This is a genomic window from Erythrobacter fulvus (assembly GCF_028595285.1).
GTDB lineage: Bacteria > Pseudomonadota > Alphaproteobacteria > Sphingomonadales > Sphingomonadaceae > Erythrobacter > Erythrobacter fulvus.
Genome location: NZ_JAQQXQ010000005.1, coordinates 39,492 through 53,914, shown reverse-complemented (window position 1 = coordinate 53,914; position 14,423 = coordinate 39,492). Strand labels below are relative to the sequence as shown.

The 14,423-nt window shown below is 65.1% G+C and carries 12 protein-coding genes; 4 read left to right on the top strand and 8 right to left on the bottom strand.

The annotated features are described in order from the left end of the window. Positions 1-32: 32 nt before the first annotated feature. The 6 genes from OIK40_RS07595 to OIK40_RS07570 form a co-directional block, all read right to left on the bottom strand. Positions 33-779, bottom strand: coding sequence for a proteasome-type protease (locus OIK40_RS07595; RefSeq protein ID WP_273677506.1), 747 nt, complete (start codon positions 777-779; stop codon positions 33-35). Positions 780-872: 93 nt separating this feature from the next. Beyond that, the gene (locus OIK40_RS07590) at positions 873-1,730 is read right to left on the bottom strand and encodes a transglutaminase family protein (protein ID WP_273677874.1); all 858 of its coding nucleotides are present in this window, start codon (positions 1,728-1,730) and stop codon (positions 873-875) included. Between the two features lie 19 nt (positions 1,731-1,749). After that, on the bottom strand, positions 1,750-2,694 hold the full coding sequence (locus OIK40_RS07585) for an alpha-E domain-containing protein (protein WP_273677504.1): 945 nt from the start codon (positions 2,692-2,694) through the stop codon (positions 1,750-1,752). 18 nt (positions 2,695-2,712) lie between these two features. After that, positions 2,713-4,143, bottom strand: a complete 1,431-nt coding sequence (locus tag OIK40_RS07580; RefSeq protein WP_273677503.1) for a circularly permuted type 2 ATP-grasp protein — start codon at positions 4,141-4,143, stop codon at positions 2,713-2,715. 105 nt (positions 4,144-4,248) lie between these two features. Beyond that, positions 4,249-5,085: an esterase/lipase family protein gene (locus OIK40_RS07575; protein ID WP_273677502.1), complete on the bottom strand. Its 837-nt coding sequence runs from the start codon at positions 5,083-5,085 to the stop codon at positions 4,249-4,251. Positions 5,086-5,161: 76 nt separating this feature from the next. Beyond that, entirely contained in the window at positions 5,162-5,692 is a 531-nt protein-coding gene (locus tag OIK40_RS07570) for a DUF3617 domain-containing protein (protein ID WP_273677501.1), read from the bottom strand. Positions 5,693-5,826: 134 nt separating this feature from the next. Here OIK40_RS07570 and uvrB point away from each other — a divergent pair, with 134 nt between their 5' ends. Genes uvrB through OIK40_RS07555 form a run of 3 tightly spaced genes read left to right on the top strand, consistent with a single transcriptional unit; the run spans position 5,827 to position 10,135 of the window. Then, positions 5,827-8,022 carry an excinuclease ABC subunit UvrB gene (uvrB, locus tag OIK40_RS07565; protein ID WP_273677500.1) on the top strand — a complete coding sequence of 732 codons (2,196 nt, stop codon included), beginning with the start codon at positions 5,827-5,829 and terminating at the stop codon, positions 8,020-8,022. Between the two features lie 47 nt (positions 8,023-8,069). Continuing rightward, the gene (locus tag OIK40_RS07560; RefSeq protein ID WP_273677499.1) at positions 8,070-9,569 is read left to right on the top strand and encodes a S10 family peptidase; all 1,500 of its coding nucleotides are present in this window, start codon (positions 8,070-8,072) and stop codon (positions 9,567-9,569) included. Then, a complete protein-coding gene (locus OIK40_RS07555) occupies positions 9,569-10,135 on the top strand; it encodes a hypothetical protein (protein WP_273677498.1) in 567 nt (188 codons plus the stop codon). Before OIK40_RS07560 ends, OIK40_RS07555 begins: the two co-directional genes overlap by 1 nt. On the opposite strand, the gene OIK40_RS07550 is transcribed toward OIK40_RS07555, so the two are convergent. Next, a complete protein-coding gene (locus OIK40_RS07550) occupies positions 10,053-12,173 on the bottom strand; it encodes a protein-disulfide reductase DsbD family protein (protein WP_273677497.1) in 2,121 nt (706 codons plus the stop codon). The genes OIK40_RS07555 and OIK40_RS07550 overlap by 83 nt on opposite strands. 50 nt (positions 12,174-12,223) lie before the next feature. On the opposite strand from OIK40_RS07550, the gene OIK40_RS07545 reads away from it, so the two are divergent. Beyond that, positions 12,224-13,450 carry a UbiH/UbiF/VisC/COQ6 family ubiquinone biosynthesis hydroxylase gene (locus OIK40_RS07545; RefSeq protein WP_273677496.1) on the top strand — a complete coding sequence of 409 codons (1,227 nt, stop codon included), beginning with the start codon at positions 12,224-12,226 and terminating at the stop codon, positions 13,448-13,450. A gap of 34 nt (positions 13,451-13,484) precedes the next feature. Here OIK40_RS07545 and OIK40_RS07540 read toward each other — a convergent pair whose 3' ends face one another. Continuing rightward, positions 13,485-14,414 carry an MICOS complex subunit MIC60 gene (locus OIK40_RS07540; RefSeq protein WP_273677495.1) on the bottom strand — a complete coding sequence of 310 codons (930 nt, stop codon included), beginning with the start codon at positions 14,412-14,414 and terminating at the stop codon, positions 13,485-13,487. Positions 14,415-14,423 lie beyond the last annotated feature (9 nt).

The window sequence follows — 14,423 nt, the reverse complement described above, 5'->3', positions numbered from 1 at the left end:
ACTCCATATCGAACCTTGATTTCGCCCGCCGGTCAGCTCTCGCCGTCAAAACTGTACGGCGGAAGCGAATGGAACGCCGATCGCAGCGCATCGCCCCAACCCGATGAGATCGTTGCAAAATAGGGATCATCGGCGGTAACGCGGTGTTCGTGGGTGGCGGCAAAGGCATCCTTTTCGATCACCAGCAGATCAAGAGGCAGGCCAACCGACAGGTTCGCCTTGAGCGTGGAATCGAAGCTGACCATCAGCAGTTTCACCGCATCCTCGAAACTCATGCCCTTGTCATAGCCGCGGATCAGGATCGGGCGGCCGTATTTGGTCTCGCCGATTTGGAAGAACGGGGTGTCCCAGCTCGCTTCGATGAAATTGCCTTCGGGGTAGATCATGAACAGCCGCGGCTGCATCCCGGCGATCTGTCCGGCAAGGATGATGGTCGCGGTGAAACGCCCTTTGCCGGTATCGCCGTTGGCGCGCTGGACGTCCTCGATCGTGGCGCGCAGCAGCCGCCCGATCTCCGTCGCGACCTGGAACATGGTCGGCCCCTTCAACAGCGTGTTGTCGCGCTCCGACGGGGCCTTGGTGCGTTCCTCCAGCTGGCTGACGACAGCCTGCGTGGTGGCAAGATTGCCCGCGGTCATCACCGCGATCATGCGTTCGCCCGGCACCTGCCAGTGGAACAACTTGCGGAAGGTAGAGATATTGTCGACGCCCGAATTGGTGCGGGTGTCGCTCATCAGCACGAGGCCGGATTCGAGCACCATGCCAACGCAATAGGTCATGTCGGTTTATCTCCACAGGCACCGCCAACGCGGGCGCGCAGCCCTAGCCCAAAGCCGCGGCGCGCGCAAAGCACCAAGCTTCGGGAAATCGCGTTACTGTGTGGTCTGATCCTGCGACTGCGATTGCGATTGCGACTGCACCTGTGGTTCCGACGCGACGGCGACACCGACCTTGAGCACTTCCTCGGTACCGCCGAAGCTGATGCCGGTGACGGGCGCCGCGTCCTTGTAATCGCTGCCGGTGGCCACGCGGACATAGCGCGGATCGGGGCAGATGCCGTTGGACACGTCGAAACCGACCCAGCCCAGCCCTTCGACATGGGCTTCGGCCCAGGCGTGGGTCGCTTCCTGCTCGATCCGGTCGTCCATCATCAGATAGCCGCTAACATAGCGCGCCGGAATTCCGCTCGCCCGCGCCGCGCCGATGAAGACATGCGCGTGGTCCTGACACACGCCGTAACCGTGGCTGACGGCTTCCTCGGCAGTGGTAGAGGCATGGGTGCGTCCGGCCTCGTAGACGATCCGTTCGCGGATCAGGGCGGACAGCGCGTGCAGGAATTCGAGCGGCTCGTCATCGGCCGAACCCGGCACTTCGCGCAGCAGAGCACGCAGTTTCGGACCCGGGCGGGTCAGCGGGGTCTGACGCAGGAAGCTCCACAGCGGCAGGTGACCCGAATGGCGACCGATCACCCCGGCATTGTCCTCGGTTTCGACCACGCCCTCGCAAGTCACCGTCACCTCACGCGCGCCCGGATCGATCCCGATCAGCGTGACGTGGTTGAAATGCTGGTCGTCGTAGGACAGCTCCGCATGAGCGTTCTCGAAGGTCATCGTCCAGGCGATGATGCGCTGGCCCTGCGTCTCCTTCGGCGTCAGACGCACCCGCTGGAGCGCATGCATCACCGGCTCGGAAAAGGCGTAATGGGTGGTGTGCCGGATCGCCAGTCTCATGGTGCTCATGCGCGTGCCCTCATGCGTGGAACCGGTAATCCCCGGCAATCGCCTGACCGATCGCGGCATTGCGGGCGAGGAAATCGACGAGGAATTCGTGCAGCCCCTGATCGAAGATCTGGTCGACACTCAGGTGGCTGATGCGGGTATCGGCATCACGCATCAGGGTAATCGCCTGGCCATCTACCCCGTGCATCCGCGCCAGCGCGGCAAGGTTTTCGCGCAGCGCGCTGCGGCAAAAGGCAAGGCTGCGCGGGAAACGGTCGTCGAGAACGAGGAATTCGACGATCCCGCGCGCCTCGATCTGGCCCGCGTTGAGCCACGAATAGACCCGCGCCCCCGCGACCGAGCGCAGCACCTGCTCCCACTGTCCGGTATCGAGGCTTGATCCGACATAGGACAGCGAAGGCAGCAGCAGGAAATACTTCATGTCGAGGATACGCGTGGTGCTATCGGCACGTTCGATGAAGGTGCCCGCGCGGGCGAAGTGATATCCCTCGTCGCGCAGCATCGAACCGTCGAACGCGCCGTGCACCTGCGTGCCCGCCCGCCGGATCGTGCCCAGCACCTCGCCCACCGCGGTCTGGCCGACGGGTCGCGACAACAGCTTGTCGAGCTTCATCCAGTTATCGTTGACTGCTTCCCACACGTCGGAAGAGATGTTGATCCGGGCTTGCCGCGCATTGCTGCGCACCGCGCCGAACATCGCGCGGACATTGCCGGAATTGGACGAGCCGCGCAGCACGAAGTTCCACACCGTCAGCCCGTCGTAACTCTCGTGCGCGGCCTCGTAGGGCTGTTGGAGCCCGAGCGTCGCGATCACCGAGCGCCATTCGGCCTCGGCAGCGACAAGATCGCGGGTCAGCGCCATGCGCAGCGCCGCTTCGAGCAGGCGCGCGGTATTCTCGGCCCGCTCGAGATAGCGGAACATCCAGAACAGGCTGTTGGCGGTGCGGCCTAGCATGGTCTTGTATCCCCCATCCTAGTCCTTCAGCACCCAGGTATCCTTGGTGCCGCCCCCTTGCGAGGAATTGACCACCAACGATCCCTTCTTCAGCGCCACCCGCGTCAGCCCGCCCGGCGTGATGTCGATGCCTTCGGGCGATACCAGCACGAAGGGGCGCAAGTCGACGTGGCGCGGCGCGAGCCCGGCGCGGGTGTAGATCGGGCAGGTCGACAGCGCGAGCGTCGGCTGGGCGATGTAGTTTTCGGGCCTGGCTTTCAGCTTGTCGCGGAAGGCGGCAATCTCGCGCTTGCTCGCGGTCGGCCCGATCAGCATGCCGTAGCCGCCCGATCCGTGCACTTCCTTCACCACCAGTTCGGCAAGATTGTCGAGCACGTAGGCAAGGCTGTCCGGGTCGGCGCAGCGCCAGGTCTGGACATTGGGCAGCAGCGGTTTCTCGCCGGTGTAGAATTCGACGATATCGGGCATGAAGGAATAGATCGCCTTGTCGTCGGCCACCCCGGTGCCCGGCGCATTGGCGATGGTGATGCCGCCGGCGCGGTACACGTCCATGATCCCCGGCACGCCCAGCACGCTATCGGGATTGAAGGTGAGCGGATCGAGGAATTCGTCGTCGACCCGGCGATAGAGCACGTCGATCGGTTTATAGCCGCGCGTGGTGCGCATCTGCACCCGCCCCTCGACCACACGCAGATCGCTGCCCTCGACAAGTTCCGCGCCCATCTGGTCGGCAAGGAAGGCGTGTTCGAAATAGGCGGAATTGTAGATGCCCGGCGTCAGCACCGCGACCGTCGGCTTGCCGCCGGTGAAGGCGGGCGGGACGCAGGCCGCGAGGCTGCGCGCAAGCCGGCGCGGGTAGTTGGAAACGCTTTCCACCGCAATCCGGCTGAACAGATCGGGGAACATCGCCATCATCGTCTCGCGGTTCTCCAGCATGTAGGAGACCCCCGAAGGCGTGCGCGCGTTATCTTCCAGCACGAAGAATTCGTCCGGCCCGGTGCGCACCAGGTCGATACCGACGATGTGGGTATAGATCCCGCCCGGCGGGGTGAAGCCGACCATATTGGCAAGCCAGGCGTCATTGGCGCGCAGTAGCCGTTCAGGCAGGCGGCCCGCACGTACGATTTCCTGCCGGTGATAGAGATCATAGAGGAAGGAATTGAGCGCCCGCACCCGCTGTTCGATCCCACGCGACAGTCGGCGCCATTCATTGGCGGTAATGATGCGCGGCACCATATCGAACGGGATCAGGCGCTCTTCCGCCTCGTTCTCGCCATAGACGTTGAAAGTGATGCCGGTGCGACGGAAAGTATCATCCGCCTCGCGGTTCTTGCGGTTGAGGAATTCGCCGGGCTGTTCACCGAACCAGCGACAATATTCGCCGTAGGCGGGACGGGTGTTGCCGTTGCCATCGAACATTTCATCGAATGTGCTGCCTTCGGCGCTCATTGACCCCCGCTTGTACCTTTAGGTGCAGTGCAGCAATCTAACCGCGCTTTTGTAAAAGGAAAGCACTTGCTGACTTTTGCGCAGCCAAGACTGCGACCGGCAGCCTCAGCGCGTGGCTTCGAGTTCGCCGAGCAGGGTGTGGATCACCTGCGGATCATAGGTGAAGCCCATATGCGTGCAGCGCAGCGCAATGGCGCGATCACGCTCGCCCGCGCGCCCGGCCGCACAGCGCGGGGCGATCGCACCGTCATTGGGGCTCCACAAGGCCACGGTCTCGACCGGCGGCTTGGCGGCAAGATCGGCATCGACCGGCGGGGCATCGACCGAATAGCCGGTGATGAACTGATAGGCCCGCCAGACATTGTTGGCGCGCGGTGAGCCGGAAAAGGGCGATCCCATGGTGATGACCTTAGCGACCGCTTCGGGCCGCCGCTTGGCGATTTCCCGCGCGAACAGCCCGCCAAGGCTCCAGCCCACCAGCACCACCGGTCGCCCGTGGCGCGCGTGCAGATCGGCCAGCCGCGCTTCGAGAAATGCGAAGCGTTCCTCGTCCGGGCCCCAGTTGAAGCCGAGGCCCCAGCGCTTGGTATGGTGTCCCGCCGCCTCCAGCTGGCGCGCAAGATAACGCATGCGCACCGGATGGGTCGCGAAGCCGGGCAGGATCATCACCATCTGCGGATTGGCGGTGGCGGCAATCTCGATCTTGCGGCGCGGGCGGCGGAAGGGTTCGAGCAGCACTGCCGTCTCCCCCAGCATCCGCACCAGCGCAGGTTTGCCCGCCTCGTGTTCTTCGGGGCAGTCCTCGCGCGCCAGCGCCAAGCGGCGGGCGAATTCGCTGGCGGCATAGGCCTGCTGCGCCTGTTGCGCCTGCGCGCCGACCGCCGTCGCCGCCGCGACCAGGGGGGCGGGCAGACGGGACCGTTCCGGAGCAAGGCGGGGCATTTGCATTGCCCGCACCAAGCCAGAACCGGAATGAATGTTCAATTAATTGTAATCACCGTAACAAATCCGACACATTCTACTGCGCCGGACAGTCGCCGACCCGTTCGTGCTTTGCGGCGAAGCTCATCGTGCCCTCGCCCATTTCCGGCACGTTCATCTTCATGGTCGCGGTGAAATCGGAACTGGTGGGCGTGGCCGTGCCGTTCATGGTCATGCGGGCATCGCCTTCGGGGGTCTTGCACACCATCACCGCGTCGAATTTGCCGTCCTTCAAGCTGAAGCTGTCATAGGAACATTCGCCGTTCTGGCCGCGCTTCATCATCTCCTCGAAGCCTTCGGCGACTTCCTCCTCGGTCAGGCAATAGTCCGACGTGGTGGTCATGCCGCTGCCATGGCCTGCCATTTCGGCGGGCATGCCGGGGATTTCCATGCCGGTCATGGTGATGGTCGCCTTGTAAAGGCCGGGCTGCGGCTTGATCCCTTCGGCGGCGATCTGGCTGGCAGCTTCGTCCATGCTCACCTTGCCGTTGCCGTCGGCATCGGCGTTGCCGCCCGAACAACCCGCCATCAGCCCGCCCAGCGCCGCGACCAGTGCAATCCGCTTCATTTGCATGTCCTCCCTTGCCCGGCCGCCCAAGCGACGCCCGCGATTGCCTTTATCCATAACCAATTATGCATTGGAAAGGGCAGGAAATCGCAAGCCGCTTGAGAAGCGCGGGCGCTGCCCTCATATGGCAGGGCATGGCCGAACTCGTGATCCGCCGCGGACTGGACGAGCCCGAAACGGGCGCCGACTTCACCCCGCACCGCCCCCAGCGTCCCGACAAGTCGATGGGCGGGATCCCGTTCAAGCTGGTGTCGGACTATGAACCGGCAGGCGACCAGCCGACTGCGATCAAGGAGCTGACAGAGAGCGCGCTCGCAGGCGAGAAGACGCAGGTGCTGCTCGGTGTCACCGGATCGGGCAAGACCTTCACCATGGCCAAGGTGATCGAGACATTGCAGCGACCCGCGCTGATCCTTGCCCCCAACAAGATCCTCGCCGCGCAGCTTTACGGCGAATTCAAGAGCTTCTTTCCCGAAAACGCGGTCGAATATTTCGTCAGCTATTACGACTACTACCAGCCCGAAGCCTACGTGCCGCGCTCCGATACCTATATCGAGAAGGAATCGAGCGTGAACGAGGCGATCGACCGGATGCGCCACTCGGCCACCCGCGCGCTGCTCGAACGGGATGATGTGATCATCGTCGCTTCGGTTTCGTGCCTCTATGGTATCGGCTCGGTCGAAACCTATTCGGCGATGATCTTCGACATCAAGGCGGGCGAAACCGTCGACCAGCGCGAGCTGATCCGCAAGCTCGTGGCGCTGCAATACAAGCGCAACGACGCCGCCTTCACCCGCGGCTGCTTCCGGGTGCGCGGGGACAGTCTCGAAATCTTCCCCTCACACTATGAGGACATGGCCTGGCGGGTCAGCTTCTTCGGCGACGAGATCGAGGGAATTTCCGAATTCGATCCGCTCACCGGCACCAAGGGCGCTTCGCTGGAGAAGGTTCGGGTCTACGCCAATTCGCACTACGTCACGCCCGGCCCGACGATGAAGCAGGCAACGGCCGCCATCAAGTTCGAGCTGGAGGAACGGCTCAAGGAGCTGGAAGCCGAGGGCAAACTGCTCGAACGCCAGCGGCTGGAACAGCGCACCAATTTCGATCTCGAAATGATCGCGGCGACGGGCTCCTGCGCGGGGATCGAGAACTACTCGCGTTTCCTTACCGGGCGGCTCCCCGGCGAACCGCCGCCGACGCTGTTCGAATACCTGCCCGAAAACGCGCTGCTGTTCGTTGACGAAAGCCACCAGACCGTGCCGCAGATCGGCGCGATGGCGCGCGGGGACCACCGCCGCAAGTTGACGCTGGCCGAATACGGCTTCCGCCTGCCGAGCTGCATCGACAACCGCCCGCTGCGCTTCAACGAATGGGACGCGATGCGCCCGCAGACCTTCGCGGTCAGCGCCACACCGGGCGGCTGGGAAATGGAGCAGACCGGCGGCGTCTTCGCCGAACAGGTGATCCGCCCCACCGGCCTGATCGACCCCCCGGTCGAAATCCGCCCGGTCGAGGATCAGGTGCAGGACTGCATCACCGAGTGCAAGGCGACCGCCGCCAAGGGTTACCGCACGCTCGTCACCACACTGACCAAGCGGATGGCCGAGGACCTAACAGAATTCATGCACGAGGCCGGTGTTCGGGTGCGCTACATGCACTCGGACGTCGAGACATTGGAGCGCATCGAGCTGATCCGCGATCTGCGCCTCGGCGTCTATGACGTGCTGGTCGGCATCAACCTGCTGCGCGAGGGGCTGGACATTCCCGAATGCGGGCTGGTGTGCATTCTCGACGCCGACAAAGAAGGCTTCCTGCGTTCGGAAACCTCGCTGATCCAGACCATCGGCCGCGCCGCGCGCAATGTCGACGGGCGGGTGATCCTCTATGCTGATCGCATAACGGGAAGCATGGAACGCGCGCTTGCCGAAACCGATCGCCGCCGCGCCAAGCAGGAGGCGTTCAACGCGGAACACGGCATCACGCCCCAGACGATCAAGCGCAACATCCACGATATCGTCGCGCATTCGGCGGCGCAGGATTCGGTGCTGGTCGATACCGGCGATGATGAACGCAACAATCTCGTCGGGCACAACCTGCGCAGCTACATCGAAGACCTTGAAAAGCGTATGCGCGAGGCCGCAGCGAACCTCGAATTCGAGGAAGCCGGACGCCTGCGCGACGAGATCAGGCGGTTGGAGGCGGATGAGCTCGGCCTGCCCGAAGGCGAGCGCAAGGCGCCGATGGTCGGCCGTTCCAACGAAGGCAAGCCCGGGACGCGCAAGACGCGGTATGGCAAGACACGCTACAAACGGATGGGTGGGAAGCCGTAGGCGCGCCTCTTGAACGCGCGCGTTAACCCTGCCACTCCCCTCGTCCCATGAACATCCGAGTCATCGCTGCGCTGGCCGCTGCCAGCACCCTCGCCCTTACCGCCCCCACCATCGCGCAGGACGCGCCCGCAAAGGCAGAGGCGTCCACGCCCGAACGGCAGGTTCGCACCCGCGATCTGGCAGGCACTTTCGGCGGGCAACGCATCGCCTATCGCGCCACGATTGCCGATACGATCCTGAGCAGCGACGACGGCAAGGCCGAAGCGGTGATCGTCACCACCTCCTATGTGAAGACCCCTGTCGATGCCTCGCGCCCGGTGTTCTTCATCTACAACGGCGGGCCGGGTTCGGGTTCGGTGTGGCTCCAGATGGGCGCCTTCGGGCCGAAGCGCGTGGCGATCCCCAGCGACGCGCGCGACGATGGCGCCCCGCCCTATCCGCTGCTCGACAATCCCGACAGTCTGCTCGATGTCGCCGATCTCGTGTTCATCGATCCGCCGGGCACCGGCTTCAGCTATCTGACGCAGGGCACCGACGCGAAGAAGTATTACGGCCTCAGGCAGGACGGGCGCGCGGTGGCGCAGGTGATCCGCCGCTGGATCAACGACAACGGCCGCTGGGGCAGCCCCAAATATCTCGGCGGGGAAAGCTACGGCACCAGCCGCACCGCGATGGTGGTCGATGAGCTGGAAGGCTCGACATACAATGACGTCGGCCTCAACGGGCTGATCCTGATTTCCACCATCCTCGACTTCGCCGGACGCGAGCCGACGCCGGGCAACGAAATGGCCTATATCGTCACCCTGCCGAACATGGCGGCGGCGGCCTGGTATCACGGCAAGGTTCAGGCGCCTTCAGTGGAAGCGATTGTGGAAGAAGCCCGCCGCTTTGCCATCGGGCCATTCGCGTCGGCGCTGCTCAAGGGGCAGGAATTGCCGCAGGCTGAAAGGGAGGCCGTGCGCCGCGAATTCTCTCGCCTTACCGGCCTGTCGGAAGAATATCTCGAACAGGCCGATCTGCGCGTCACCGACCAGCGGTTCTACAAGGAACTGCTGCGCGATCGCGGGCAGACCATTGGACGGCTGGATGCGCGTTACACCGGCACTGATTACGACAATGCGGGCGAGACGCCGGATGCCGACCCGAGCTTTTACGGGATCGACGCCGGCTATACCGCCGCGATCAACCAGTGGGCGCGCGAGACGCTGGGTTACGAGACCGACCGCGTATACCAGTCGATCGGCTCTGTCGGCGGGCAGTGGGACTGGTCGCTCGGCAGCGGCTGGGGACGCAACGCCTATCTCAACATCGCGCCGCTGATCGGCAAGGCGATGCGCCAGAACAGCGGCCTTCGGGTGTTCAACGCGCAAGGCTGGTACGATTTCGCCACGCCGTTCTTCGGCGCGGAATATTCGCTGAAGCGCACCGGCATCCCGCAGGACCGGATCACTTGGAAATATTACGATGCGGGCCACATGATGTATATCCGCGATGAAGACCGGGCGAAGCTTTCGGCCGATATCCGCGAATTTATCAAGGCACGGTGATGACAGCACGAGGCATCCTTGCAGGCGTAACGGCAGCGGCGGCGCTGGCTTTGCCCGCCTGCAAGCCGCCGCCCACCGATGCTGCCGTGGCGCGTGCGGCGAACCTGCCTGCGCCCGCCGGCCCGTCCGAACCGATCGCCTCGCCCGATACCGAAGGCGCGGTGTGGACGGTGAGCGGGGGAGAGACGCGGCTGGTCTACGGCATTCCCGGCGAACCGGTGCTGGTAGCGCTCGAATGTATCGGTGCGGGCAACCCCGATGCGCGGCTGAAGATCACCCGTCATGCCGCAGCCGATGCCGGCGCGGGCGCGCTGCTGGCGCTGATCGGCAATCGCCGGATCGCCCGCATCCCGGTGGATGCGACCAAGGGCCGTGGCGGGCTGCTGTGGGAGGGAGAGATCCCTGCCCGCGCACGCGACTGGGACACCTTGGGCGGCCTGCGAGAGGCGACCGTCACGGTCCCCGGCGCTGGGCTGGTAAAGCTTAATCCGAGCCCGCTGCCGATGCAGCTGGTGGAGGCGTGCCGGAGTTCGCCCGAGCCTGCGTTTCCAGCAGATCCGTCGTAAGCACCTGGGGCAATTGTTCGGGCGCGGAGGCTCCCGGCGCATACCACAGGTAAAGCGGCACGCCCGCCGCGCCCTGCTCGGTCAGGAAGGCGGTGATTTCCGGATCGCGCACCGTCCAGTCGCCGATCATCGTGACGACACCAGCTGCCTCGAACGCATCGCGCACGCTCTCGCGCTCGATTGCGGTGGCTTCGTTGACCTTGCACGTCACGCACCAGTCGGCGGTGAACCATAGGAACACCGGTTGCCCCGACGCGCGCGCTTCGGCCAGCGCATCGCGGCTGAAGGGCGTGGGCGCGTGGATGCTGACGGTCTGTTCGCTGCCCTTGGCCTCGTAGACGTTGGGGAGCGCGATTGCGGCAAAGGCGATAAAGGGCGCAGCGACGAGGGCAAAGGCAGGCCACGCCATCTTGCCGCCACGCTGGAGCCGCCCGACGATCCACAGCGCGATCAGCACGCCGATCACCAGCAGCAGTGCGATACCGCCGAACGCCTGCCCGCCCAGCTGCGTGGTGAGCCACACCAGCGCGAGCGCGGTGAGCCCCATCGGGATTACCATGATCCGGCGGAAACGCTCCATCCACGCGCCGGGCTTTGGCAGCATCCGTCGCAGCGGCGGCACGAAGCCCAAAGCCAGGAACGGCAGCGCCAGCCCCAGCCCCAGCAGCGCGAACAGGAGCAGCGCTTGGCCCACCGGCAACAACAGCGCCGCACCCAGCGCCGCCGCCATGAAGGGGCCGGTGCAGGGCGTGGCGACGAAGGCGGCAAGCAATCCGGTGGCAAAGGCACCGGTGCGCTCGCCCCCCATGCTGACCGAAAGCGACGGCAGTTCATACAATCCGGCGAAGTTCGCCGTGATCGCGGCGGCCAGCACCAGCAGCGCGACGACCACGCCCGGCTCCTGCAACTGGAAGGCCCAGCCGACCTGTTCGCCCGCCGCGCGCAGGGCGAGCATCAGGGCTCCCAATGCGACGCAGGCCAGCACCACCCCTGCGGTATAGGCCAGCCCCTCGGCCCGCGCGCGCGCCTCGCTCTCGCCCGCGCGGGCGAGGCTCAGCGCCTTGAGGCTGAGGATCGGAAAGACACAGGGCATGATGTTGAGCAGCAGCCCCCCCGCGAGCGCGCCGAGGATCAGCGTCCACAGCGGCGGGGCGACTGCGCCTTGCGCTCCGGCGATGACTTCGCCGTTGGTCGGGACATCGCCCGCTGCCGCTGCGAAACGCACCCCCGCGCCGTCGCCAAAGGACAGGATGCCGGACACCGCTTCAACCGCTTGTCTGCGTTCATCCAGCTGGATTTCGGCCACCAGCAGGTCGCCCGCGCGGCGGAAGGTCTGCGGCGCGGCATATTCGACCAGCCGTTCGTTGGAGATGAATACATGCGGATCGGCCAACGCCACTCCGGCGGGAAGCGGGATACCGATACGCAGGGTCTGACCGGCGATCGCAAAGGCTCCCCGCGCATCCAGCAACGGCGCGATGCTTGCTCGCCAACGCGCAAAATCACCGCCCATCGTCGCCTTCAGCACCGCATCCTGCGGCACACAGATCTGGTCGGTGCAGGCAAGGTATTCGACATGGCCTGTGATCGGGCGAACGTCTGTCAGGCTTGCATCGGCAGGCACCTTCACCGGCACCAGCACGGCATATTGCCCTTCGTAGACGTGGTTCATCAGCCCGCTGATCGTCAGCCGCTGCGGCACCGGATAAAGCGGCTCGCCCGCCTCCCAGCCAGCCGGCAGACCAAGCGTCAGCCGCATCCCCTGCCCCGCATCGCCCGGGTTCGACCAGTAGCCGTGCCATTCCTCGGATTTCGGGGTGAAGCGCAGGGCCAGCATCCACTCCCCGCCCGGCTTTGGCGCGCCGTCTGCGAACAGCGCCACGGCGATATTGCCGTCGCCATAAAGCGCCCGCGACCCGGCATCCGGCTCCGCATCCTGCGCGTGCGCCGCGCCGGCCAGCAGCACACTTGCGACAAGCGCAAGCACCCATGCAGCGAATTGTCGGATCGGGAGCGGGAAGTTTCTTGCGCGGGACACGGGCAACCCTCTAGGCACACAGGCTCAACTTCGCAATCGGAGCCGATACGGTGACACATCCTACAGAAGAAACCCGCGATCTGGTGATCCTCGGCGGCGGGCTGGTTGGGATGACATTGGCGCTGGCGGCGGCGAAGAAGGGCATGTCCAGCCACGTGATCGACCGCGCCGATCCGGCCGAGCTGACGGCCGAAGGCTTCGATGATCGCGCCACCGCGATCTCCACCGCCAGCTGGCACCTGTTCGAGAATATCGGCATCGCCGAGGGGCTTGAGGAATTCGCGTGCGACATTTCCGCCATTGCCGTCACCGATCAGAACAAGCCCGGACGGCTCGATTTCGTTCCCGGCCCCGATGACGGCACGCTGGGGCGGATGTTTCCCAACCGCCGGTTGCGGCTCGCGCTGTTCGAAGCGGCGGCAAAGGAGCCGCTGATCCACTGGACCGCGAAAGCGACCGTGACCGAACGCCAGCGCAGCCAGTACGGCGTCGCTGCGGTGCTGGCCGACGGTACCAAGCTGAAAGGCCGGCTGATGATCGCCGCCGAAGGCCGCCAGTCGCCCACCCGCGATTCCGCCGGCATCACCATCGCGAAGTGGGATTACGAACACCGCGCGATCATCGCCGGGCTGACCCATGAAAAGCCGCACGACAATGTCGCTTGGGAAATCTTCTATCCCGCAGGGCCGTTCGCGCTGCTGCCGATGAACGACGATGCCGACGGCACGCACCGTTCCTCGCTGGTGTGGACCGTGTCCGAGAAGGACGGGGCGGCGGTGATGAAGCTGGGCGACCGCGCTTTCCTCGCCGAAGTCGAAAAGCGTATGGGCGGCGTGCTGGGCCGCGTGCTGAGCGTCGGCCAGCGGTCGAGCTATCCGCTCGGCTTCCACCACACGGCCAAGATCACCGCCGAACGCCTCGCGCTGATCGGCGATGCGGCGCACGGCATTCACCCGATTGCGGGGCAGGGTCTCAATCTCGGCCTGCGCGATGTCGGCGCGCTGGTGGAAGTGCTGGCCGATGGTGCGCGGCTGGGCCTCGATCCGGGCGATCCCGAAGTGCTCAAGCGTTACGAGACGTGGCGCGGGCTCGACAGCTTCATGGTGGCACTGGCGACCGACGGCCTCACCCGCCTTTTCGGTGCGCCGGGCAAGACGGCTAGCGCCGTGCGGCGGCTCGGCATGGCGGCTGTGCAGCGCACGCCGATGCTCAAGAATTTCTTCATGGACGAAGCGCGAGGCGTTTCGGGCGATTTGCCGGAGCTGCTGAAGGCGTAATCTGTTTGCGCGCCACCTTGCAGTGGCGACAAAACTAATTCCCCACCACCACCGGGCTCAACTGCCGCACCGGATTGCCCGCACCATCGCGCAATCCGCGCTGGTCGAGCACAGCCGCGGTCTCGATCACTTCAAGTGCTTCCATCGCCTTTGCATAACGTTCGGCGTCCTTGATCCAGCCTTCCGCTTTGTCGGCGCCGGGCATGCCCTTCACTTCGTCGATCGCGTTCTGATAGCGGCCCTGTTCAAGCGCCCAGCGCGCCCGTTCAAGCCGCCGCTGCGGCTGCGGCGAAGGGGTGCTTTCGCGGCGGAACACAAATAATTGGCCCAATTCGCGCTTGAAGCTGCCCCACGACGGCCCCTCGCTGCCTTCGCGCAATTGCGGGCCTAGCCCTTCGAGCCGCGCCACCAGCCCGTCAAGCCGGACAGGATCGCGCGAGAAGGTGATGATCGTGCTCACCGCATTGGGCCACTGGTCGCCGAAACGCAGCCGCAACTGGTCGGCCAGATAGCCAAGCTCCGCTCCGCGTTCGACGGCGCGGCGGGTGGCGAAGGCGATCAGCAGGCTTTCCGCCCGCGCCGCATTGCCCGCCGCCGCCTGCGCTTGCAGATCGAGCCGCGCGAGGCGCTGTTCGGCAGCGGCAAGGCGCTGGTCCAGCCCACCCTGCTGTTCGGCCACGCGGGTAACGGCTTCCACCGCCTGTTCGGCATTTTCGGGCGTGATCGGTTCGGCCAGCGGGCTTGGCGACGGGGTCAGCGCGGCGCTTGGATCAGCGTCGGGTGCTGCGCCCGTTTCGGTGCCGCCCGCAGGACCGCTCAAAGCCACGCCATTACGGTCGGGCTGAAAATTGTACCACACGACCCAGCCCACCAGCAGCCCCCCGGCGATAAAGGCGGCGAGCACGGCCAGCAGGATTCCCCGTCCCGAGGAAGGTTTGCGGCGACTTCCGTATTTCGATTCCATCAGGTTCCG

Coding starts and splice junctions, on each gene's coding strand:
- OIK40_RS07580 (WP_273677503.1), bottom strand. CDS start 4,143: ATGAGCGCCGAAGGCAGCACATTCGATGAAATGTTCGATGGCAACGGC.
- OIK40_RS07575 (WP_273677502.1), bottom strand. CDS start 5,085: ATGCCCCGCCTTGCTCCGGAACGGTCCCGTCTGCCCGCCCCCCTGGTC.
- OIK40_RS07540 (WP_273677495.1), bottom strand. CDS start 14,414: ATGGAATCGAAATACGGAAGTCGCCGCAAACCTTCCTCGGGACGGGGA.
- uvrB (WP_273677500.1), top strand. CDS start 5,827: ATGGCCGAACTCGTGATCCGCCGCGGACTGGACGAGCCCGAAACGGGC.
- OIK40_RS07585 (WP_273677504.1), bottom strand. CDS start 2,694: ATGCTAGGCCGCACCGCCAACAGCCTGTTCTGGATGTTCCGCTATCTC.
- OIK40_RS07590 (WP_273677874.1), bottom strand. CDS start 1,730: ATGAGACTGGCGATCCGGCACACCACCCATTACGCCTTTTCCGAGCCG.
- OIK40_RS07570 (WP_273677501.1), bottom strand. CDS start 5,692: ATGAAGCGGATTGCACTGGTCGCGGCGCTGGGCGGGCTGATGGCGGGT.
- OIK40_RS07560 (WP_273677499.1), top strand. CDS start 8,070: ATGAACATCCGAGTCATCGCTGCGCTGGCCGCTGCCAGCACCCTCGCC.
- OIK40_RS07595 (WP_273677506.1), bottom strand. CDS start 779: ATGACCTATTGCGTTGGCATGGTGCTCGAATCCGGCCTCGTGCTGATG.
- OIK40_RS07555 (WP_273677498.1), top strand. CDS start 9,569: ATGACAGCACGAGGCATCCTTGCAGGCGTAACGGCAGCGGCGGCGCTG.